At 47.0% G+C, this 20,814-nt stretch carries 23 protein-coding genes; 8 read left to right on the top strand and 15 right to left on the bottom strand.

Features of this window, described 5'->3' with window-relative positions:
* Positions 1-81 precede the first annotated feature (81 nt).
* Genes ACQG2Q_RS21000 through arsC form a run of 3 tightly spaced genes read left to right on the top strand, consistent with a single transcriptional unit; the run spans position 82 to position 2,175 of the window.
* Positions 82-402, top strand: a complete 321-nt coding sequence (locus ACQG2Q_RS21000) for a transcriptional regulator (RefSeq protein ID WP_000941305.1) — start codon at positions 82-84, stop codon at positions 400-402.
* Positions 403-447: 45 nt separating this feature from the next.
* Positions 448-1,737 carry an arsenic transporter gene (locus ACQG2Q_RS20995; RefSeq protein WP_000922628.1) on the top strand — a complete coding sequence of 430 codons (1,290 nt, stop codon included), beginning with the start codon at positions 448-450 and terminating at the stop codon, positions 1,735-1,737.
* Positions 1,738-1,749: 12 nt separating this feature from the next.
* Positions 1,750-2,175: a glutaredoxin-dependent arsenate reductase gene (gene arsC, locus ACQG2Q_RS20990; RefSeq protein WP_000065802.1), complete on the top strand. Its 426-nt coding sequence runs from the start codon at positions 1,750-1,752 to the stop codon at positions 2,173-2,175.
* A 59-nt stretch (positions 2,176-2,234) separates the two neighbouring features.
* On the opposite strand, the gene ACQG2Q_RS20985 is transcribed toward arsC, so the two are convergent.
* The 8 genes from ACQG2Q_RS20985 to ACQG2Q_RS20950 form a co-directional block, all read right to left on the bottom strand.
* Positions 2,235-3,062 carry a universal stress protein gene (locus ACQG2Q_RS20985; RefSeq protein ID WP_001066652.1) on the bottom strand — a complete coding sequence of 276 codons (828 nt, stop codon included), beginning with the start codon at positions 3,060-3,062 and terminating at the stop codon, positions 2,235-2,237.
* Positions 3,063-3,080: 18 nt separating this feature from the next.
* A complete protein-coding gene (locus tag ACQG2Q_RS20980; protein ID WP_000927306.1) occupies positions 3,081-4,559 on the bottom strand; it encodes a SulP family inorganic anion transporter in 1,479 nt (492 codons plus the stop codon).
* Positions 4,560-5,050: 491 nt separating this feature from the next.
* Positions 5,051-5,326 (bottom strand): hypothetical protein, encoded by a 276-nt coding sequence (locus ACQG2Q_RS20975; protein ID WP_000864986.1) that lies wholly within the window; start codon positions 5,324-5,326, stop codon positions 5,051-5,053.
* A 140-nt stretch (positions 5,327-5,466) separates the two neighbouring features.
* A complete protein-coding gene (locus ACQG2Q_RS20970; RefSeq protein ID WP_001371914.1) occupies positions 5,467-5,664 on the bottom strand; it encodes a hypothetical protein in 198 nt (65 codons plus the stop codon).
* Positions 5,665-6,650: 986 nt separating this feature from the next.
* Positions 6,651-6,908 (bottom strand): hypothetical protein, encoded by a 258-nt coding sequence (locus ACQG2Q_RS20965; protein WP_000637193.1) that lies wholly within the window; start codon positions 6,906-6,908, stop codon positions 6,651-6,653.
* 73 nt (positions 6,909-6,981) lie between these two features.
* On the bottom strand, positions 6,982-7,296 hold the full coding sequence (locus ACQG2Q_RS20960; protein ID WP_001005009.1) for a hypothetical protein: 315 nt from the start codon (positions 7,294-7,296) through the stop codon (positions 6,982-6,984).
* A 47-nt stretch (positions 7,297-7,343) separates the two neighbouring features.
* Positions 7,344-8,240 carry a hypothetical protein gene (locus ACQG2Q_RS20955; protein WP_000975181.1) on the bottom strand — a complete coding sequence of 299 codons (897 nt, stop codon included), beginning with the start codon at positions 8,238-8,240 and terminating at the stop codon, positions 7,344-7,346.
* A 2-nt stretch (positions 8,241-8,242) separates the two neighbouring features.
* Positions 8,243-8,758, bottom strand: coding sequence for a thermonuclease family protein (locus ACQG2Q_RS20950; protein WP_031942328.1), 516 nt, complete (start codon positions 8,756-8,758; stop codon positions 8,243-8,245).
* Between the two features lie 214 nt (positions 8,759-8,972).
* On the opposite strand from ACQG2Q_RS20950, the gene ACQG2Q_RS20945 reads away from it, so the two are divergent.
* Genes ACQG2Q_RS20945 through ACQG2Q_RS20935 form a run of 3 tightly spaced genes read left to right on the top strand, consistent with a single transcriptional unit; the run spans position 8,973 to position 11,970 of the window.
* Positions 8,973-10,400 (top strand): DNA cytosine methyltransferase, encoded by a 1,428-nt coding sequence (locus ACQG2Q_RS20945; protein ID WP_000833382.1) that lies wholly within the window; start codon positions 8,973-8,975, stop codon positions 10,398-10,400.
* A 60-nt stretch (positions 10,401-10,460) separates the two neighbouring features.
* The gene (locus ACQG2Q_RS20940; protein ID WP_000220758.1) at positions 10,461-10,628 is read left to right on the top strand and encodes a hypothetical protein; all 168 of its coding nucleotides are present in this window, start codon (positions 10,461-10,463) and stop codon (positions 10,626-10,628) included.
* A gap of 22 nt (positions 10,629-10,650) precedes the next feature.
* On the top strand, positions 10,651-11,970 hold the full coding sequence (locus tag ACQG2Q_RS20935) for a DUF1173 family protein (RefSeq protein WP_000078514.1): 1,320 nt from the start codon (positions 10,651-10,653) through the stop codon (positions 11,968-11,970).
* Positions 11,971-12,249: 279 nt separating this feature from the next.
* Here the strand turns inward: ACQG2Q_RS20935 and ACQG2Q_RS20930 are convergent, their stop codons facing one another.
* The 3 genes from ACQG2Q_RS20930 to rcnR form a co-directional block, all read right to left on the bottom strand.
* Positions 12,250-13,455, bottom strand: coding sequence for a hypothetical protein (locus tag ACQG2Q_RS20930; protein WP_001572381.1), 1,206 nt, complete (start codon positions 13,453-13,455; stop codon positions 12,250-12,252).
* The gene (locus tag ACQG2Q_RS20925; RefSeq protein WP_000193209.1) at positions 13,452-14,270 is read right to left on the bottom strand and encodes a DUF4942 domain-containing protein; all 819 of its coding nucleotides are present in this window, start codon (positions 14,268-14,270) and stop codon (positions 13,452-13,454) included. The genes ACQG2Q_RS20930 and ACQG2Q_RS20925 overlap by 4 nt, the downstream gene beginning before the upstream one ends.
* A 465-nt stretch (positions 14,271-14,735) precedes the next feature.
* Positions 14,736-15,008 (bottom strand): Ni(II)/Co(II)-binding transcriptional repressor RcnR, encoded by a 273-nt coding sequence (gene rcnR / locus ACQG2Q_RS20920; protein ID WP_000019951.1) that lies wholly within the window; start codon positions 15,006-15,008, stop codon positions 14,736-14,738.
* 122 nt (positions 15,009-15,130) lie between these two features.
* Between rcnR and ACQG2Q_RS20915 the strand changes: the two genes are divergently transcribed.
* Complete coding sequence (locus ACQG2Q_RS20915) at positions 15,131-16,246, top strand: nickel/cobalt efflux protein RcnA (RefSeq protein WP_001572377.1); 1,116 nt, start codon at positions 15,131-15,133, stop codon at positions 16,244-16,246.
* Positions 16,247-16,503: 257 nt separating this feature from the next.
* Here the strand turns inward: ACQG2Q_RS20915 and ACQG2Q_RS20910 are convergent, their stop codons facing one another.
* The 4 genes from ACQG2Q_RS20910 to catA form a co-directional block, all read right to left on the bottom strand.
* The gene (locus tag ACQG2Q_RS20910) at positions 16,504-16,938 is read right to left on the bottom strand and encodes a hypothetical protein (RefSeq protein WP_000723070.1); all 435 of its coding nucleotides are present in this window, start codon (positions 16,936-16,938) and stop codon (positions 16,504-16,506) included.
* Between the two features lie 217 nt (positions 16,939-17,155).
* Entirely contained in the window at positions 17,156-18,394 is a 1,239-nt protein-coding gene (locus ACQG2Q_RS20905; protein ID WP_077269371.1) for a sensor histidine kinase, read from the bottom strand.
* A protein-coding gene (locus tag ACQG2Q_RS20900) for an IS1-like element IS1B family transposase (protein WP_095033700.1) occupies positions 18,387-19,084 on the bottom strand; the annotation gives its coding sequence in 2 pieces (ribosomal slippage) (positions 18,387-18,835 and positions 18,835-19,084; 699 coding nt in all). Before ACQG2Q_RS20900 ends, ACQG2Q_RS20905 begins: the two co-directional genes overlap by 8 nt.
* Before the next feature lie 33 nt (positions 19,085-19,117).
* The gene (catA, locus tag ACQG2Q_RS20895; protein WP_031942326.1) at positions 19,118-19,792 is read right to left on the bottom strand and encodes a type A chloramphenicol O-acetyltransferase; all 675 of its coding nucleotides are present in this window, start codon (positions 19,790-19,792) and stop codon (positions 19,118-19,120) included.
* Positions 19,793-20,070: 278 nt separating this feature from the next.
* On the opposite strand from catA, the gene ACQG2Q_RS20890 reads away from it, so the two are divergent.
* A protein-coding gene (locus ACQG2Q_RS20890) for an IS1-like element IS1B family transposase (RefSeq protein ID WP_095033700.1) occupies positions 20,071-20,768 on the top strand; the annotation gives its coding sequence in 2 pieces (ribosomal slippage) (positions 20,071-20,320 and positions 20,320-20,768; 699 coding nt in all).
* The last annotated feature ends 46 nt before the right edge of the window (positions 20,769-20,814 follow it).

Genomic DNA, 20,814 nt, shown 5'->3' with positions numbered 1-20,814 from the left:
ATCTCCATTTCATAAGCTATGCTTTAAAAGTTATCACATATGAAATACCATATGTATTGTTATTTTTTTACGAGGTTAAGCATGCTACAGCCTGTTCAGCTTTTTAAACTGCTCGCCGACGAGACCCGTTCAACTATCGTGATGCTTCTCAGGGAGTCCGGTGAAATGTGCGTCTGTGACATCTGTGCGGCAACCGCAGAGTCTCAGCCAAAAATTTCTCGCCATATGGCCCTTTTACGTGAAGCCGAGCTGGTCATCGACCGTCGCGAAGGAAAATGGGTGCATTACCGACTGTCGCCACACATGCCAGCATGGGCTGCGGGTATTATTGATACAGCCTGGAACTGTGAACGAGAAAACATACGCAACAAGCTCAGTAGCGTGGCATCTGTCTCCTGCTGATGGCGATATATATATCCGAATAAACAAATGTGAATGGAGTTTCTGATGTTACTGGCTGGTGCTATCTTTTTATTCACGCTCGTCCTGGTTATCTGGCAACCCAGAGGGCTGGGGATTGGCTGGAGTGCCTCACTGGGCGCAATTCTGGCATTGCTGACTGGCGTCGTTCATCTGGGGGATATTCCGGTGGTCTGGCAGATAGTGTGGAATGCGACCGCCACCTTTATCGCCGTGATCATCATCAGTCTTCTGCTCGACGAATCCGGCTTCTTTGAATGGGCCGCGCTGCACGTTGCCCGTTGGGGGAATGGCCGGGGGCGGCTGCTCTTCACCTGGATCGTCCTGCTTGGTGCGATGGTTGCGGCACTGTTTGCCAACGACGGTGCGGCACTGATCCTGACACCTATCGTTATCGCGATGCTGCTGGCGCTGGGATTCAGCCGGGGAGCAACCTTAGCGTTTATCATGGCCGCAGGGTTTATCGCTGACACGGCAAGCCTGCCACTGATTGTCTCAAACCTGGTGAATATCGTCTCGGCGGATTTCTTTAAGCTTGGTTTCTCAGAATATGCCGCCGTGATGGTCCCGGTTAACCTGGCCGCGATTGCGGCTACGCTGGTGATGCTGCATCTGTTTTTCCGTAAGGACATTCCCGCCGTTTACGACGTTTCTCTGTTGAAAGAACCGAAAGACGCTATACGTGATGTGAATACCTTTAAAACCGGCTGGCTGGTTCTGGTGTTGCTTCTGGTGGGATTCTTCGGACTGGAGCCGCTGGGCGTACCGGTCAGTTTGGTCGCAGCCGCTGGTGCATTGCTTCTGTTTGCTGTTGCGAAAAAAGGGCATGCCATTAACACCGGTAAGGTGCTGCGTGGTGCGCCCTGGCAAATCGTTATCTTCTCGCTGGGGATGTACCTGGTGGTCTACGGCTTACGAAATGCCGGTCTGACCCACTATCTCTCTTCCTTGCTGAATCAGCTGGCAGAGCAGGGATTGTGGGCGGCAACGCTGGGTACGGGCTTCCTGACGGCCTTCCTGTCATCAGTGATGAACAATATGCCGACCGTGCTGGTCGGGGCGCTGTCGATTGATGGCAGCACAGCGACCGGTGTTATCAAAGAAGCGATGATTTACGCCAACGTCATCGGCAGCGACCTGGGGCCAAAAATTACCCCTATCGGCAGTCTGGCAACGTTACTGTGGCTGCACGTTCTGTCGCAGAAAAATATCAAAATTACCTGGGGATATTACTTCCGGGTGGGCATTGTCATGACAATCCCCGTGCTGTTTGTCACGCTTGCAGCACTGGCGCTTCGTCTGTCTTTCACTTTGTAATGAGATACTGATATGAGCAACATTACCATTTATCACAACCCGGCCTGCGGCACGTCACGCAATACCCTTGAAATGATCCGCAACAGCGGTACAGAGCCGACCGTTATTCATTATCTTGAAACCCCACCATCACGAGCTGAGCTGGTAAAACTCATTGCGGATATGGGGATCACGGTACGAGCGCTGCTGCGTAAGAATGTCGAACCTTTTGAAGCGTTAGGGCTGGCGGAAGACCGCTTTACTGACGAGCAGTTAATCGATTTTATGTTGCAGCACCCTGTTCTGATCAATCGCCCTATCGTGGTAACGCCGCTGGGTACCCGGCTATGCCGCCCTTCTGAAGTCGTGCTGGATATTCTTCCCGATGCGCAGAAAAGCGCGTTCACGAAAGAGGACGGTGAGAAGGTAGTTGATGAAAAAGGTAACCGGCTGAACTAAACGTGTTCTTGTGACGAAGGGCGAGAGAACTCGCCCTTTTTTATTTAAGATAATCAGTGCTAACGGAGGATAAGAAGCGGTTGTTGCGTCTTTTGCAGCATTTCGGAGGTATGACTACCGATAAAGAACTGCCGCAACCTGGAATGACCGTAGGCCCCCATCACTATCAGATCGACAGCATTTTCCTCGGCGTAACGAATAAGCGCGTCCCCGACTGATTGCCCGGTAAGATGTGTTGTGCTGTTTTCTATATCCGCGTCACGTAAAATTTGCTGTGCGGTCAGCAGCTCTTCCTTCTTACCGTTTACCATGACAAGGTGGCACTCCAGCCCCCTGAGTAAGGGACTCATCGTCAGACGTTCCAGGTTACTCCTGCTTTCTTCACTGCCATCATAAGCCAGCATGACTCTGGAAGGCACTGAGTAGTTCTCCGGAACAACCAGTAGGGGTTTCTTTTGCAGACGAATAACGCTTTCCAGATGAGAGCCTACCGGATGCTGGCTACCCCGACGCCCCAGCACCATGAGACGAAGGTCGCTCAGCTCTGCCAGAACTTCATCCGGTGTACCGTGTTTTTGCATCAAAAGCACATCCGGGCTTCCCTGTTTTTGAAGCAGTTCAGCACAACTTTCCAGTATTGCTTTCCCCTGGGCCATCAGCAGGCGATTACGTTGCCCTTCAATTTCTACCAGCTCATCGGTCAGCAATTGCTGACTGTCTATGCCGAGAGTGCCGGTCAGGTCTGACACTACCGGGGTGCTGTCTTTTTCGATAACGTGCAACAGTGCTAGCTGTGATTGCAAAGTGCGGGCTGCCCACGCCGCATATTCACACACTGACCGCGTTGAAAGTGAACCGTCCACACAGGCTGTAACAGTATTATTCATAGTTTTCCCTCCAGTCTGTTAATGACCGCCCATCAGTTTTTCGACTTCTTCAGGTTTATCGTGAACACCAAACCGGTCAACGATGGTGCGGGTGGCTTCATTCATCCCACGTATTTCAACCCCGGCGCCCTCTCTACGGAACTTAATGACCACCTTATCCAGGGCGCTGACGGACGTGATGTCCCAGAAATGGGCATGTGAAACGTCTATCACCACATTCTCAATCGCTTCACGGAAATCAAAGTGGCTCGTAAAGCGGTCTGCTGATGCAAAGAATACCTGGCCGGTGACGGTATACGTCCGGCTCGTCCCCTCCAGAACTGAGGTTACACGCATGAACCGGGATACTTTAGTGGCAAAATTGAGCGAAGCAATCAGTACACCGGTCAGCACACCGAAGGCCAGATTATGTGTTGCCACCACAACCGCGACGGTGGCAAGCATGACCACGCTGGTTGAAAGGGGGTGTGTCCGCAGGTTGGCAATGGAGCGCCAGGAGAATGTCCCGATGGAAACCATAATCATCACCGCGACCAGCGCTGCCATCGGAATTTGGGAGACCCAGTTGCGCAGGAACACAATCAGGCAAAGCAGCACCACGCCCGCCGTGAGGGTTGAAAGTCGTCCGCGTCCACCGGATTTTACGTTGATAACAGATTGCCCAATCATCGCGCAGCCTGCCATTCCTCCGATAAAGGATGTGCAGATGTTCGCGATGCCCTGAGCTTTGCACTCCCTGTTTTTGTCGCTTGGCGTGTCGGTCATGTCATCCACGATAGTGGCGGTCATCATCGACTCAAGCAGGCCAACCACCGCAAGCCCCGCAGAATATGGCAGGATGATGAGCAGCGTCTGAAGATTTAAAGGCACGTCCGGGAGCAGGAAGACCGGCAGACTGTCGGGAAGTTTCCCCATATCCCCGACGGTTCGCACATCCAGATGCAGCCACATGGCAATCCCAGTCAGCACCACGATGCACACAAGCGGTGAAGGAATGGTTTTGTTGATATAAGGGAAGAGATAGATGATCCCCAGCCCTGCCGCAGTCATGGCATAAACATGCCATGTCACATTGGTCAGCTCAGGCAACTGGGCCATAAAAATCAGTATTGCCAGTGCATTAACAAACCCCGTGACCACTGAGCGTGAAACAAAACGCATCAGCCCGCCAAGCTTCAGATATCCGGCTATCAGCTGGAATACCCCGGTCAGTATGGAGGCAGCCAGTAAATACTGTAAGCCATGATCTTTCACCAGCGTCACCATCAGGAGAGCCATTGCACCGGTGGAGGACGAAATCATCGCCGGACGTCCGCCAAAGAAGGCCATAACGAGAGGAATACAGAACGCCGAGTAGAGGCCCACCTGGGGATCAACACCGGCGATAATGGAAAAGGCGATCGCTTCTGGAATGAGTGCGAGCGCGACAACAATACCGGCCAGAACGTCACCACGGACGTTACCCAGCCAGTCCTTACGCGTCGAGGACAGCAACATAGTAATTTCTCAGTTTTTAGATACAGTCAGCCCTGGAGGGCTACATTTTTACGTACGGTAAAGCACATCCGCAGACGGGATGTTATTGAGTGCGTGCTGAGGCTTGCTCAGTACGACAGAGGAAGGAAAAACTCAGGGTGGCGTAATACGCATAGCGGTTGTCAGATTCTCCATAGCGGATGTGTATATATTGTCGGCTCTGTTGTCAGGAAGAACTTACAGAACACGTCGCGTTTGAACATGAAACACTTCAAAGCAGCCCAATACTACAAATAAAGCGAATACGGGGTCAACCCAACAAGGTACTCAAACGAAGAGGTTAAGATGCGATTTTTATCCAGGAATTCAATATTATCAAAGGACATTTGAACTTTGCCCCACCCCGGACATCTCTACTTAGCTTTGACATAAGTTATTGATTCATATGTGGTTATTTTTTAACATTTACGTTTCACGTACTGATAGATTGCCTTTGAAGCCAACGCTGACCGTCATTCATCTTGATCAGGAATTTGGGCATCTTCTAAAAACACCTTTGTACGGTAATCATCTTTCCAGCCTAACCAAACTGAATCTTCACCACCGGAAGAAACAACTTTACGGTTTCCTGTGAGATTATCAGCCTGTTCTAAGCATATTGACTGCATATCAATGAGCAAATCAGCTTCTGCGACTTCCGTGCCGCCGATCGTTTCATAGCCGGAAATCAGAACAATTGCCTCAGGGTCTCTTTCGTTCAGCATGGCGATCAACTCTTTCACTTTCATTTTAAGATACCAGTAGTTTATTTGTGTGCATTGCTGATGGATTTTATAGTGCTGCCGACCTTTTTCAAGGTGCTTCCGTTGCTTCCAACGATCATGCTAACGACCTTGTTGTCTGACCTGGTATTGCCGTGGTCATCCTTTTAGAGAAATGCTCCAAAGATCAACATGGCGGCATAGGTTTTCCAGCTTGACCAATCAATCGTGGAACCAAGCAACAGATAGAATGCCAGGGCTACCAGCCCCAGCTTTACTACTAGCGCGATTATTATGGTGAAGATAGACTCATCGCGTTCGCCTTTAAGTATTTTATACCGCGTAATTAAACTGTCGTTTTTCATGTAGCATCCGTTATAGTTATTAAAGTCCTGCATTAGAAGTTGTTATTTGCCGAAGTTACCTTGTATGAGTTAACTGTGGATCCAAAAATACAAAATATAAGCTGTGCCAATTGAAAGGATTAGAAAAGCACAGTTACTAATAAAATCTACTAATGCTTGTAGCTTCTTTATTCTCACAATTGCTGGACCGTGTTCAGTAGAGGTACTACTCAGCCCTTTTGTTCTGGCACTCTCTGCTTTTCTGAAAAAATTGTAATGCAATCCTGACCGCAAGCAAAACCATGCCAAACCAGTCGTTATTACGATATTTATGTAGAAAGCATATTGAATCATTTGTTCAGTTTCGAAGCTTTCCATTGAAAACCCTTTGTTGAAATGTTGAATAAAATTATTTTTAGTAAATGTAAGCAATAAATAGAACGAATATTAATAGTGAAAGATGCAATGCCAACATCTGCTTATGATGCCTTATGAGGATTTCTTCCTTCGCATTCATTAAATCGTACATCTCATCAATATTTTTATTGCTGGTATATTCGAGACGTTCATCACGAAGTAATTTGAACTTTACCAATACGACAAGTGATTTAATAATAAAGCTCGTAAGCATAACAGTTATAGACAAAAATAAAAAATAGGCCAAATTCATATATCACTCCATGGAGATTAATAGAAAAATTTATAATAAGTAATCTCATAGAGCATTACTTGAATCTTCTTCCCATACTAAGGACTCACCGAGAAACTTAGTTAAAGATGATTTGGCATACTGTGGTTCGGAAAAAAAACGTGGGAACCAGCCGTCAAAGCTTTGGGTACCATTGTGACGATTTTCAGGCGAGACTGATAAGCGGTACCCGTCTTCGTAAGGTGAAATGCTAAATGTGTATCCATCATCTGTCTTTGAGATCAGCGTTTTGCATGTCATATGACTGTTTGCTCACAAAGTTACTTTTCTAAGATATCGAAAAGTGTGGATTAGATCATCATTCAGATAGTCTTTTCATCACAAACTTTCCTGCCCACATTATCACAATTATAAAGGTAATAAAACCGATCTGCTCCCAACGTAAATTGGTTTGCTGTTCGGAATCATCCAAATGAATTGCATAAATGTAACATCCGAAGGTAAGCGTGAGTGGAACAACAAGCATCCCTACCTTTTTAGTAATATTTCCAATAAACCACCAATAAAGAACCCAGGAAATAATAGAAGAATAAAAAATTGCTTCTGAAACTATCATATGTAACCTCTTGAATTAGTCGATGCTGTGGGTAAATAAACCCGGACCGTCAAATGATGCAATTGCAAAATATTTAGTAACCATGAATCCTTCGGTTATCTATTTCAGCCATGTATGCAGTAGGCTTTTTTAAGAGATAGATTGGTGAAACGACATTCGTTTTGACTTTATAAGCCAGAATGAAAACACCTGCGGAGCTTGCCATAAGTACCGCAAGAAGAATAGATACCGTTAACTCCTTTGGTGTTTGTATCACCGAAAGAAGAAACAATGCGCTTATGGCTGCAAAAATCCAGCAATATAATGATGCATCCATAAAACCAGCTACAACACTCGATCCAAAAAAAAACCAAAATAAACTTATTAAGATTACTGAGTTTTCATTCATGTCTGTTCCTTGTTATTACTAATTATATTATGCTTTATAGTTGACCGTCAGACTACCCACGGGTTTTGACGAACAAAGTCACGCACTCCATTTATACATGCTTTTGAGATGACTTCAAAATAAGGATGGTTTGATGGAATCATATTCCCGGTATTATCAAGAAGCATAATAGTCCCTAAAGACCGAACCAGTTGATATTCATTGAGCTTACGCTTTAGCAAAGTTTGCAATCTATAAATTGTCTCACCGGAACTGTTACCTTCGATACCTACAACAGAGACCGTACAGTTCACTTCCTGATTATCAGATTGATAATCGAACCAGTAATTTTCGTTGCAATTTCCTTTTTGCGCATGCTCAATTTTGCCAGGCCATTTTACCCATAAAGAAGAGTTGTTTTTAGATCGTAAGATCTGCTTCAGCGTTTCCAATGGATTTTTTTCATCAACCTCAGACCAGGCCGAAATAAATTCTTTCTGCATTGCCTTAGGGTCTATAACGGCAATGAAATCAAATTCCTCTTTATTGATAGAGTTGGCTCGATCTTTGAGATAAAACAGACCGAGTTTATATCCCTTTTCACTTTTCCAGTTTGCTCCCACAGGCTGATAGTCTGTATTTATAAACGGTTTGAAAGTGTGAGTGTCGGGAGAAAAAATTACTGAGGGTGCCAGCACCCGGCCTCGGTATCGTATTGGATTTACAAATATTTTTTCCCCGTCACATAACATTTCAATAATTGCTTTTGTCACAACTACTGAAATAGAAGGTCTACATGTATTTTGATTTATTTCCCCGAGGTGCGCCAAACTTCCATCCTCACTCTTCAACACCTTTGTAAGGCAAGTCGGGCAATACTGTTGATCTCTATAATAAACAGGCATGGTTAGACGACCGGAATCGTTTAGTACCAACTGAAGTAACGGATGAGGCTCTTTCATCATGGTTATTTCTTCCCTTTCACCTTTCTGGGCTTTTCGTTTGCCTGTCTCCACTGCCATGGTGGGACAGGGTTGGTGTCTGCCCATAACCCTTTTGCCTCCTTTTGTGCTGCGGATTCATATTTGATATAGCCAGGGACAATGGCGTTATCTTCGAACCGATAAACCCACGCATATCCACTGTCCACCATAGAGGCATTGATATCATATCCATCTAACCAGATGGTACCTAACATACGGCCATAGATATCCGTACCATGGTCTATCACGGTAACGATTTTAGTTGCTATAGCTGTGGTTAAGGCCTGTTTTGCTTTTTGGCCAAAAGCCTGTTTAGATTCAGGAGCGTCTATACCATACATCCGTATTTTGATGGTTGTGTTTTGAGCATCCAACGCAGTTATGGTGTCACCGTCAACAATCTTAACCACCTTTGCCTCAAAAGTTGTTGAGTTCCCCCAGGACGCCACTGGGAATACAACAATCATGATGGGCAAAAGTAACTTTGTTAAAAAAAACATCATTTCACCTTGATTTGTTGAGTACAGACATGTATCCACAAGCCTATTTACAGGCAGTATTTTAACAAGTCATTATTTCATGGGCGGGCTTAAAACCAATCTTTTTGCAACTTAAAGGCAGAATAATCACAATAAATTTAGAACCTGAACCAAAAAATAATCCAAATTAAGCGTGTTAATCTATCTCAAAGATATTATTCCTGAGAGAGTTTGGATGAAACGTTACACTCATGATCTTGAGACAGACCTGAATGATGTGGATAAAACACCATCTCTGATCCACAAAACTTTGTTAACAGCTTCGACCATTTATGACCTGAAATATCTGGCTCAGGTATTAAATGATGAAAATGGCAGTAATTGGTCCCGTGCATCCCTTAAACGTCAGGTTACATGCATACCTGAGCATTGTGAGCTGAGTATCGCAGATGGACGCTATCTACAGACTTTAATACCTTCACGACCTGCTGATTATGAGGACAGGCACTTTAGCTTTATCGATCTGTTTGCAGGGATAGGTGGACTGCGAAGCGGATTTGATGCCATCGGTGGTAAATGTCTTTTCACGAGCGAATGGAATACTTATTCCAGCCGTACTTACCGGGCGAACTGGTATTGCGATGAGAACGAGCACCGCTTCAATTCAGACATCCGTGACATCACTCTTAGCAACCGGCCCGAGGTTACTGATGACGAGGCATACAAATTTATCGATGCCTCTATCCCGGATCATGATGTTCTTCTTGCGGGATTTCCATGCCAGCCATTCAGCATCGCCGGTGTCAGTAAAAAGAACTCTATGGGTCGCAAACACGGTTTCGAGTGCGACACTCAGGGTACGCTCTTCTTTGATGTGGCCAGGATCATCCGGGCAAAACAACCTGCAATTTTTGTTCTGGAAAACGTAAAAAATCTGAAGAGTCACGATAAGGGTAATACCTTTAACATCATCATGAAAACGCTCGATGAGCTTGGCTACGACGTCGCAAACAGCGAAAGCACGGGCGCGGATGATCCTAAAGTCATCGATGGCCGTCATTTCCGACCCCAGCACCGTGAACGTATCGTCCTTATTGGTTTTCGCCGCGACCTACGTCTGAAAGACGGTTTTACTCTGAGAGACATTAAAGACTTTTATCCGGACAAGCGCCCTTCTCTCTCAGATTTACTGGATCCGAGCGTAGATAGTAAATACATCCTCTCCCCTAAACTCTGGGAGTACTTATACAACTATGCAAAGAAACATGCGGCAAAAGGCAATGGTTTTGGTTTTGGACTAGTAGATCCTTCCAATGTTAATAGTGTCACCAGAACCCTCTCAAGCCGCTATATGAAAGACGGATCTGAAATTCTTATTGATCGGGGCTGGTCTCATGAACTGGGAGAAACTGATTTCCATAACACATACAACATGGACCGTCGGCCACGCATGCTAACGCCACGTGAATGCAGCAGGCTAATGGGCTTCGATAAACCCGGGGAAAGTGTTTTCCGTATCCCTGTGTCCAATACACAGGCTTACAGACAGTTTGGGAACTCCGTGGTCGTTGATGTCTTTGCGGCCGTCGCCAAACTGCTGAAGTCACGAATTGAATTTGCAGCCTCCCAGCGCTTGCGGCAGTTTTACGACGAAGTCAGCTGACCTGAGCTCCTTCATCAATTTAAATGCTTAAGATTGTTGTAATAATGTCAGAGGTCAACCATGACGTATTTCGAATCAGCTGAAGGTGAGACGGTATCTAAAGAACGAGCATTACAAGAACTGTCCAGGCATTGCGTTCCCGAAACAGATTTCGAAGAATTCTTTAGCGACATGGGCGTAAAGGAACAGTATGACGCTCAGGAAGTGTTGCTCTGGTTGGGATATTAAACTTCCTGTTTAGGAGACTACTATGAGCCAAAAATTCGCAGTGATGATTGCTTACGACGACGATCCAAACGTCAAAAGGTATTCACCTGACTTTCAAACGCAGGATGAGTTTGCTAAAGGGTGGCAGTCGGCTCTTAAAAAGGCACACCACACCTCAGGTCAAAAATCAGTCATCACCTGCGGATGTCGTGGAAAAGGAGAAAAGCGACTTTATGTTCGTGCTTTACCGAACGGTGATGCCTTTATTCTCGTCAAAGCCGCTAACACGGGCATTGAGCATGATCCTTCCTGTGTATTCTTCTCCCTTGATGCCCGGCATACCGGCCTGAAAGGATATGCGAGTGGTGTGGTCCGGATTACAACCGAAGGTGATATGGCTGTAAGGCTCGGTATCGGTATGACAGAGAAAGATCCTCCTGAAAAATCAGAAGTGCCTCCCCTGCCCCATGTTCAGCGACCAGAAGGAGGTCAGGCCTCAATGACCCTCCTGGGCTTGCTTAGTCTTTTGTGGACAGAGTCTGGTCTGAATGTCTGGTACCCGAAAATGGCAGGGAAACGTAACGATTCACTGGTACGGTATCGTCTGCTTGAAACCGCTAAACAAATTCGTACCGGCAGAGCCTGCATAGGTGACCATTTATTCATTGGTGTACCTGACCCGAAACAACCTGTCGCTCAGTCGCAAATTCAGCGTCTTTCATCACAGGCGATGAGTGATAAACGTCTCATGCTCCTGTCAGTTTTACCTCGCTACGATGCTGAAAAGCATGAGAAGCCACTTAAATTTTTACCCCTGCGGAATTTTGGGGGGCTACCGCTGATTTTTTTCAATTCAGAAGTCCATTGGGATAGCGTAAAGAAACGATTTTCATCGGAGTACGCAGCATGGAAATCCGGGGCGAAAATAGTTGTCTTTGCGTTGACGTCACCAGCTGCGGTAACCGGCAGAGGCCCTTCTGTAAGAGCTCATCAAATTGTGCTGATGCACGTTAGCGAGAACTGGATACCTCTGGACTCCTCCTATGAGGCGGTTGTTGCAGAAAAGCTGGATGCAGAGCACCGGCAGTACGTTAAGCCCATGCGTTATGATGCGAGTATTAGTGAGGTGTTCCCTGACTTCTACCTGCTCGACACAAAAAGCGATAAGCCGTTCCCGATGGAAGTATTTGGTATGGCCACTCCTGCTTATCTGGCCCGAAAGCAACTCAAAAAAGATTATTACAACCGTGAATATGGGCCTTATGGATGGTGGCACTGGGATGCGACCACAGCATCTGAAACTATGGTGCTGCCTCATTTTCCAGAATCACGCAAACCTCTTTCAACTGACACACCTGCTTAAAATGGAGAAAAAATGTCCTACATGCTTTCGCTAAGCGAACAGACAAAACTGAACGCTTTCCTGTCAGGGATCCTAGATGATTACAAGACTGGGGTTATCACTCAGATACAAGCTGTTGGTAGAATCGGTAACGTGTTTTCTGCTCTGGAAAGTGGAGACTCAAAAAAGGTAGTGCATTTGTTGACTGAAGGACGAAAACTCCTGCGGACGGGCTGAATGTCCGCAGAAGTTCTTATGTGCCAGGGGATGCAGAGAAGTGTATCAACCTGGCTTCATTTATCATGATGTTTTTCTGCTACGCGGCTGTTTTGACTTTCCAGTACCTCCCCCTGCCATTGCACCAGTTAATGTATCAATGGTGCCTTTCAGGGATTCTGAGATTGTTTTCTCCGCCTCCAGGGTAGCTTCCAGCTTCATTACTTTGGCCTGGAGCGTTTTGAGTTCATTGCTTTGTTCAGCCACTTCCGCTTCATAGCCCTGGCTGACCAAAGTTACTTTATTCAGGTCGGCGCTCAGCGACTCGTTTAGTTTATGGAGTTCAGTAAGTTCGGCATTCACCGCCACCAGGTCACCCTCTTTCCCGGACAGTGCACTTTTCAGCTCAGTACAAAGGTTCTGTGCAGCAATCAATTCCTGTTCAAACCTGTCCCTCTCTGCCTTTGTATCTGACACAGTCTGACTTAACTGGTCGCATTGTCTGGAAAGACCGGCGTTATCAGAACGCTGCGTGTTGATCTCTTCGTTCAGCTTTTTTTGATATTCAAGGTGACCAGCGATCTCTGTTTTACGTTCAGCCAGTTGCTGGGAGAGTGAGTCATTTGACTGCTGTGCGAGGCTCAATTCATGCCGTGTGCTATCTAACTGGTGATGGCAGGTTTCGAGTTCTGCTTCGGCAACATTCAGCCTTGTTTCTAACTCCTTGACGGTACTGTCCCGGATCTCTAATCGACCCTGTAGTGCCTGATTCTCAAGTTTCAGCTCATCCATATCGGTAGCGCTTTGCTCAAGCCGCTGTAACAGCTGCGTTACCTCCTCCTCCAGCTGCATGCTACGTGCTTCAGCTTTTTTAACACTATCATTCTGTATTGCGGTATAGCTTCTACGGTAGTGCCAGGTGATGTACGAGATAATATCGCCGAGTGCAACCTTTACCTCATCGGGTATATCCAGGTAACGGGCCTCTTCAGGAACCTCTTTAACATACTTCTGGTACTCCGCGAACATCTCCTGTGACCTTGCAAACGAGCCGCCAACAGCGTTTCTGAGCCAGTGAACTTTGAAGCTCAGATCGATATTTTCCGGGTTAATTTCTTTCTCTTTGCACAGACGTTCGATTGCATTGAAGTAATCGATCATCGCGATAGATGAGTACCTTGAACGACCCATTTCCTTTGATTTTTCAGTGGATTCGCTGCGGATGTCATTCTGCACCTCTGGCGGGGTAGCATCGTTCAGGCTTTTTTCTTTATCATTTTCAATCATCATTTTTTTCCTGCGGCCGGAAGCTGGTTTGCAAAATATATGCTGATAAGATCGTTCAGAGCATTCAGAAGCGAGATACTGTCGATGCAAATATGAACGTTTCCATTCTCAAACAGGCGACACCGCCAGCCATTCTCATCACTGACCTCGCCTGTGAATTCTGTATTTCTCATGGCCGTCAGCCTGTCGACCATACTCAGCCCACCGCCGGTTGCAGGTGTTGGAGTATCAGAACAGATGCATACAATATTCTCAAAGTCGCGTAAACAAAAGTGATTGTCCTGCGAGAAACCGTTGTACCTCAGCACGTTCACACCAGGAAAAATCCCCCGAAGAACAAGCTTTTTTGGCATTGTATATTGCCTGGCATTGCTTTTGAAACTTCGGTCAAGCTTGTTGAGAACATCAACGAAACCTTCTGCAAGGGTGTCTCGTCTGTTAGCCAGTGCATGCTGTAATGTTCCCTTAACAATCTCCAGGGAAGCGACGGGCGGATCCGTACGAAGGGATTCGTTAAAGGCTTCTTTTTGCTTATGGTTCCAGTACCGGTCCATACCTGTTTCTTCAAAGAGCCTTTTCCACGTTTTACGGTCAATTTCCTTACGCCCCTCCTCGATGGTGCGATCCAGTGACGACGGAAGACCAAATGCGTTGGGCTGCATAATTCTGCTGGTGAAGAGAGAGAGACCGCACAGTTCCGACGCTTCCGAGATTAACCGCATCCCTTCTTCGAATTTCTGCATGGCCATATCCCGGGCGCTGATGAGCTGCCCTGTCCGGCTCGCCGGTACTGGCTCAGAACCCTGGTTTTGAGTCATTTTACACTCCATTTTGGTATGTCAGAACATTTTGATTTGAGCAAAGGTAGGTGTACACAGACATTAAAGTTGTCTCCTTTAACATGAAAAAGACTTTAAAGTTGTCTACTTCTTCAGATAGACCTACTTAACAGGATACTAAGTAGGTCATCTCCTTTCTCGCGTAGCATCTCTCGACGTTCACAGCAGAGGACACGTTTCAAAATGTCATCCAAAATTTTTTTCCATTATCTGACGTTGGGTGATTTTGATGGTCAGCGAGTAGAGGCTTTAACAATGTGGGTTGCCCTGAGCAAAGTAAGGGAAGTAGATGTACCAGAAATGTACGCGTTGCCTTGCATGAAGGGGGGCATCTTAAAGCTCATTGATTAAACAAACTCACTATGCCGCTACAAACAGCCCAAAACCGTCACTTGATAACGTGTTATTTAGATAAATTAATGCTCAGGGCTTTTAGCCAAACTGTCACTTGATGTAAGAATCCAGAACCTTCAGCACAACGTCCAGGTCTTCTTCTCGTTTCTGTTCTTCACTTTCATGAACAATATGTTCAGTCAAATGTCCTTTAATCACTTCACGCAATAAACCATTCACGGCACCACGTATGGCGGCTATTTGTTGCAGTACAGCGGCACATTCGTGAGGTTCATCAAGCATTTTTTTCAGCGCAGCAACCTGCCCCTGGATCTTGCTTGTACGTGCTTTCAGTTTTTGTTTATCGCGGATGGTATGTGACATGTGGGCTCTCACTCTCCTGGATATTTTATGTAACTATACCAGCGTTATTCTACTGGGGGGTAGTATATTTTACTGGGGGGGAGTAGAATCCGGCCTACACTTAATAACCAAGAATGATTCTCATGAACGAATTTACGACACTTCTTCAGCAAGGCAACGCATGGTTTTTCATCCCCAGCGCCATTCTGCTTGGCGCGCTTCATGGACTGGAGCCCGGGCACTCCAAAACAATGATGGCAGCATTCATCATTGCTATAAAAGGCACCGTACGTCAGGCCGTGATGCTGGGTGTCGCGGCAACATTGTCGCACACTGCAGTCGTATGGCTGATTGCTTTTGGAGGGATGTATATCAGTAATAAATTTACCGCAGAATCAGCCGAACCCTGGCTACAGATGGTCTCTTCAGTGATCATCCTTGGTACGGCTTTTTGGATGTTCTGGCGAACCTGGAGCGGTGAGAAAAACTGGCTGGAGGGAATGCAGGAGAATGAACATCATCACCATGACGAAACAAGGTTGATCGATACTGGCCATGGAAAAGTTGAACTGTCCATTTTTGAAGAAGGACAACTTCCCCACTGGCGGCTACGCACTCTTAGTGGCCAAAGATGGGCTTCTGAAGATATCTCATTAACCACACTTCGGGAAAACAGTACGATCTCTCAGACTTTTGAATTTGTTGATCATGGTGATTATCTGGAGTCAACATCTCCCATCCCTGAGCCTCACAGTTTCAACGTACGTCTGTCTCTGGGACATCGTGGTCATGTCCATGACTATGATGTGGCGTTCGCTGAACACGACCATGACCATGACCACTCTGAGCTTGATGGGCTGGATGTGAATTCGAAAGAGTATCAGGACGCTCACGAACTGGCTCATGCCAATGACATAAAACGCCGCTTCGACGGGAAAGAAGTAACCAACGGGCAAATCCTGATATTTGGACTGACAGGAGGGCTTATCCCTTGCCCGGCAGCTATAACTGTATTGTTGATCTGCCTTCAGCTTAAAGCGCTTACGCTGGGTGCCACACTGGTTGTTTGTTTCAGTATCGGCCTGGCATTGACCCTCGTAACGGTTGGAGTGGGTGCGGCGATCAGCGTTCGTCAGGTCGCCAAACGCTGGAGTGGCTTCAATACCATCGCCAGAAGAGCCCCCTATATTTCAAGCGCCCTGATTGCTGCTGTTGGGATTTACATGGGTATACATGGCTGGAATGGGCTGGTGCATTAACACCGGTACTGATGACACACACTCTGGGTACTTACAAAGTACATCCTAAGCGCCACCGTTGAGGTTATGAGCAGAAAAACCCGGAATATAAAGCTGCTCTTTCCGGGACTTGTTGCTGAGGCAGGGATTAAGTAACTGATTAAATCCATTCCCATAAGACTCAATGATAAATGAAAGAATAAAAAAAACGCTCCCGGACGGGAGCGTAAGCCAGTGACTTCGGCGTCAAATGAGGGTCTAACAAGTGGAGCTGCGGGTTAATTCTGGGTGATCTGGCTGCGATGCTTTTCAGCCTGCTGCTGATGAATAACGGAAGACTGACCATTATTCGCCTTCTCGTGCACAACAGCGGCTTTTTCATGCTCGTTCATTTCTGAAAATGACGTTGCTGATTCGTTGGTGGCCCCTGGTTTGCCTTTCATCATTTTTTTATGCATCTCCGCCATGTCCTGGTGGGCAGAAGCGTTGCCGTTTTGCATCATTTCATGGGACATTGCAGCCTGATCGTGTCCGCTCATATCCATCATTGTCATACTGTCTCCCTGAACAGCGCTTTTTTCAGAGGTTGACTGCATCTGATGGGCGGGTGCCTGGGCATTATTTACCTGGTCATGCATGTTCATTGTCTCTGCAGCCATGGCGGATGAAGCGACAGCCATAATGGCAACAAATGATACAAGGATCTTTTTCATGGTTGGGTCTCCGGTGTTTTCATACCCAAACAATCAACGGCTTATAACAGAGAAAGCATTTGATCTCAGGGCGGGTTATTCATCACTCCAGGAACCAGGCGATTGCGTTATCACTCTGCTCCTGATTTATGTATGATTATAAAAAACCGCCTCTGTTTATCGCGTGACTGAATGATGACAATTTTGTCACCTTCCAGGTTTCTCCTGAAGAACGGGATTAATCCATTAACAGGCGCACACTGAACACAATTTCCCGCCCCTGCTGTTCTGCTGACAGCTCGCCGCCATGAGCATGAATGATCGACCTTGTAATTGATAATCCCAGCCCCGCGCCTTCCGTGTTGTGGACCCTTGATGAATCAGCTCGATAGAACCGATCAAACAAACGTTCCAGATTAGCGGGAACCTGGCCGGACATCGTATTCGTAATCATCACGTTCACACAGTCACTGTCACGCTCAAGGTGTATCGCTGTACAGGTGTTATCGGGAGAATACTTGATTGCATTGGAAAGCAGGTTACTGAAAGCACGTCGCAGCATATCGCTGTCTCCGGCAACAACGCCCTCTCCTTCAACGGTGATTGTCTTTCCTGTTTCGTCTGCCAGAGGCTCGAACAGCTCACGTAATTCATTCAGTTCGGCGGCCAGATCCACATCATGTTTATCCAGCTGCAGCAGACCATGCTCTGAACGTGCCAGAAAAAGCATATCACTGGTCATTCGTGACAACCTTTTCAGTTCTTCCAGGTAAGCGAATAAGATTTCGCGGTAATGCGAAACATCCCTTTCCTTAGCCAGTGCAAACTGCGTCTGCATCATCAGATTACTGACCGCTGTGCGCAGCTCATGCGCGATGTCAGACGAGAAATCTGACAGTTTCCGGAATGACCCCTCCAGGCGATCGAACATGTTATTGAACTCCTGCATGGTCTCAGAAATTTCCGGCGGAGCCAAATCGGGATTAAGACGCTGATCCAGGCTGTGTACGGTCATGGAGGAAGCCAGACTGGTCATTTCCCGTAGCGGTTTCAGACCAATACGTGTGGTCAGCCAGCCCAGAAAAACAGAAATAAAGACCAGACCGATATTGAACCAGAACAGCCAGGTACTGAGCTTATCCATAAACAGGGTGTGATACCCAGTATCCGTGGCAACCGTAATGATGACATGTTTGCTTTTACCCTGTTCCGGCGTCACGGCAACCCGCCGCGAGATACTGCGGTACACGGTGTTATTTTCTTCCGTCTGGATCATATAGTCGAGAATATCACCCGACTTATTAAGCAGGACCGCTGGAACAACAGAATTTTTGGCATAGAGTTCAACAATTTTTTCATTTTCCATGTTTTTTATAGAAATGAATAAACCATTGTGCCCTACCATCGCATCGTTTATTTTTTCTGATAATGACTTAATATCCGTTTTGTTCCGGGGTAATGACTCCAACTTATTGATAGTGTTTTATGTTCAGATAATGCCCGATGACTTTGTCATGCAGCTCCACCGATTTTGAGAACGACAGCGACTTCCGTCCCAGCCGTGCCAGGTGCTGCCTCAGATTCAGGTTATGCCGCTCAATTCGCTGCGTATATCGCTTGCTGATTACGTGCAGCTTTCCCTTCAGGCGGGATTCATACAGCGGCCAGCCATCCGTCATCCATATCACCACGTCAAAGGGTGACAGCAGGCTCATAAGACGCCCCAGCGTCGCCATCGTGCGTTCACCGAATACGTGCGCAACAACCGTCTTCCGGAGCCTGTCATACGCGTAAAACAGCCAGCGCTGGCGCGATTTAGCCCCGACGTATCCCCACTGTTCGTCCATTTCCGCGCAGACGATGACGTCACTGCCCGGCTGTATGCGCGAGGTTACCGACTGCGGCCTGAGTTTTTTAAATGGCGGAAAATCGTGTTGAGGCCAACGCCCATAATGCGGGCGGTTGCCCGGCATCCAACGCCATTCATGGCCATATCAATGATTTTCTGGTGCGTACCGGGTTGAGAAGCGGTGTAAGTGAACTGCAGTTGCCATGTTTTACGGCAGTGAGAGCAGAGATAGCGCTGATGTCCGGCGGTGCTTTTGCCGTTACGCACCACCCCGTCAGTAGCTGAACAGGAGGGACAGCTGATAGAAACAGAAGCCACTGGAGCACCTCAAAAACACCATCATACACTAAATCAGTAAGTTGGCAGCATCACCCCGCCCTGCCACTCATCGCAGTACTGTTGTAATTCATTAAGCATTCTGCCGACATGGAAGCCATCACAAACGGCATGATGAACCTGAATCGCCAGCGGCATCAGCACCTTGTCGCCTTGCGTATAATATTTGCCCATGGTGAAAACGGGGGCGAAGAAGTTGTCCATATTGGCCACGTTTAAATCAAAACTGGTGAAACTCACCCAGGGATTGGCTGAGACGAAAAACATATTCTCAATAAACCCTTTAGGGAAATAGGCCAGGTTTTCACCGTAACACGCCACATCTTGCGAATATATGTGTAGAAACTGCCGGAAATCGTCGTGGTATTCACTCCAGAGCGATGAAAACGTTTCAGTTTGCTCATGGAAAACGGTGTAACAAGGGTGAACACTATCCCATATCACCAGCTCACCGTCTTTCATTGCCATACGGAATTCCGGATGAGCATTCATCAGGCGGGCAAGAATGTGAATAAAGGCCGGATAAAACTTGTGCTTATTTTTCTTTACGGTCTTTAAAAAGGCCGTAATATCCAGCTGAACGGTCTGGTTATAGGTACATTGAGCAACTGACTGAAATGCCTCAAAATGTTCTTTACGATGCCATTGGGATATATCAACGGTGGTATATCCAGTGATTTTTTTCTCCATTTTAGCTTCCTTAGCTCCTGAAAATCTCGATAACTCAAAAAATACGCCCGGTAGTGATCTTATTTCATTATGGTGAAAGTTGGAACCTCTTACGTGCCGATCAACGTCTCATTTTCGCCAAAAGTTGGCCCAGGGCTTCCCGGTATCAACAGGGACACCAGGATTTATTTATTCTGCGAAGTGATCTTCCGTCACAGGTATTTATTCGGCGCAAAGTGCGTCGGGTGATGCTGCCAACTTACTGATTTAGTGTATGATGGTGTTTTTGAGGTGCTCCAGTGGCTTCTGTTTCTATCAGCTGTCCCTCCTGTTCAGCTACTGACGGGGTGGTGCGTAACGGCAAAAGCACCGCCGGACATCAGCGCTATCTCTGCTCTCACTGCCGTAAAACATGGCAACTGCAGTTCACTTACACCGCTTCTCAACCCGGTACGCACCAGAAAATCATTGATATGGCCATGAATGGCGTTGGATGCCGGGCAACCGCCCGCATTATGGGCGTTGGCCTCAACACGATTTTCCGCCATTTAAAAAACTCAGGCCGCAGTCGGTAACCTCGCGCATACAGCCGGGCAGTGACGTCATCGTCTGCGCGGAAATGGACGAACAGTGGGGATACGTCGGGGCTAAATCGCGCCAGCGCTGGCTGTTTTACGCGTATGACAGGCTCCGGAAGACGGTTGTTGCGCACGTATTCGGTGAACGCACGATGGCGACGCTGGGGCGTCTTATGAGCCTGCTGTCACCCTTTGACGTGGTGATATGGATGACGGATGGCTGGCCGCTGTATGAATCCCGCCTGAAGGGAAAGCTGCACGTAATCAGCAAGCGATATACGCAGCGAATTGAGCGGCATAACCTGAATCTGAGGCAGCACCTGGCACGGCTGGGACGGAAGTCGCTGTCGTTCTCAAAATCGGTGGAGCTGCATGACAAAGTCATCGGGCATTATCTGAACATAAAACACTATCAATAAGTTGGAGTCATTACCCGCTTAAAAATAATAAAAGCAGACTTGACCT

The organism is Enterobacter cloacae complex sp. 370H10 (genome assembly GCF_050031535.1).
Taxonomy (GTDB): domain Bacteria; phylum Pseudomonadota; class Gammaproteobacteria; order Enterobacterales; family Enterobacteriaceae; genus Enterobacter; species Enterobacter intestinihominis.
Note: the sequence above shows the minus strand (reverse complement) of the source record. Positions and strands in the feature narration are given on the sequence as shown.

Bases quoted from the DNA above. Each gene is read 5' to 3' on its own strand.
- ACQG2Q_RS21000 (WP_000941305.1), top strand. From the start codon at position 82: ATGCTACAGCCTGTTCAGCTTTTTAAACTGCTCGCCGACGAGACCCGT.
- ACQG2Q_RS20995 (WP_000922628.1), top strand. From the start codon at position 448: ATGTTACTGGCTGGTGCTATCTTTTTATTCACGCTCGTCCTGGTTATC.
- arsC (WP_000065802.1), top strand. From the start codon at position 1,750: ATGAGCAACATTACCATTTATCACAACCCGGCCTGCGGCACGTCACGC.
- ACQG2Q_RS20985 (WP_001066652.1), bottom strand. From the start codon at position 3,062: ATGAATAATACTGTTACAGCCTGTGTGGACGGTTCACTTTCAACGCGG.
- ACQG2Q_RS20980 (WP_000927306.1), bottom strand. From the start codon at position 4,559: ATGTTGCTGTCCTCGACGCGTAAGGACTGGCTGGGTAACGTCCGTGGT.
- ACQG2Q_RS20975 (WP_000864986.1), bottom strand. From the start codon at position 5,326: ATGAAAGTGAAAGAGTTGATCGCCATGCTGAACGAAAGAGACCCTGAG.
- ACQG2Q_RS20970 (WP_001371914.1), bottom strand. From the start codon at position 5,664: ATGAAAAACGACAGTTTAATTACGCGGTATAAAATACTTAAAGGCGAA.
- ACQG2Q_RS20965 (WP_000637193.1), bottom strand. From the start codon at position 6,908: ATGATAGTTTCAGAAGCAATTTTTTATTCTTCTATTATTTCCTGGGTT.
- ACQG2Q_RS20960 (WP_001005009.1), bottom strand. From the start codon at position 7,296: ATGAATGAAAACTCAGTAATCTTAATAAGTTTATTTTGGTTTTTTTTT.
- ACQG2Q_RS20955 (WP_000975181.1), bottom strand. From the start codon at position 8,240: ATGATGAAAGAGCCTCATCCGTTACTTCAGTTGGTACTAAACGATTCC.
- ACQG2Q_RS20950 (WP_031942328.1), bottom strand. From the start codon at position 8,758: ATGTTTTTTTTAACAAAGTTACTTTTGCCCATCATGATTGTTGTATTC.
- ACQG2Q_RS20945 (WP_000833382.1), top strand. From the start codon at position 8,973: ATGAAACGTTACACTCATGATCTTGAGACAGACCTGAATGATGTGGAT.
- ACQG2Q_RS20940 (WP_000220758.1), top strand. From the start codon at position 10,461: ATGACGTATTTCGAATCAGCTGAAGGTGAGACGGTATCTAAAGAACGA.
- ACQG2Q_RS20935 (WP_000078514.1), top strand. From the start codon at position 10,651: ATGAGCCAAAAATTCGCAGTGATGATTGCTTACGACGACGATCCAAAC.
- ACQG2Q_RS20930 (WP_001572381.1), bottom strand. From the start codon at position 13,455: ATGATGATTGAAAATGATAAAGAAAAAAGCCTGAACGATGCTACCCCG.
- ACQG2Q_RS20925 (WP_000193209.1), bottom strand. From the start codon at position 14,270: ATGACTCAAAACCAGGGTTCTGAGCCAGTACCGGCGAGCCGGACAGGG.
- rcnR (WP_000019951.1), bottom strand. From the start codon at position 15,008: ATGTCACATACCATCCGCGATAAACAAAAACTGAAAGCACGTACAAGC.
- ACQG2Q_RS20915 (WP_001572377.1), top strand. From the start codon at position 15,131: ATGAACGAATTTACGACACTTCTTCAGCAAGGCAACGCATGGTTTTTC.
- ACQG2Q_RS20910 (WP_000723070.1), bottom strand. From the start codon at position 16,938: ATGAAAAAGATCCTTGTATCATTTGTTGCCATTATGGCTGTCGCTTCA.
- catA (WP_031942326.1), bottom strand. From the start codon at position 19,792: ATGGAGAAAAAAATCACTGGATATACCACCGTTGATATATCCCAATGG.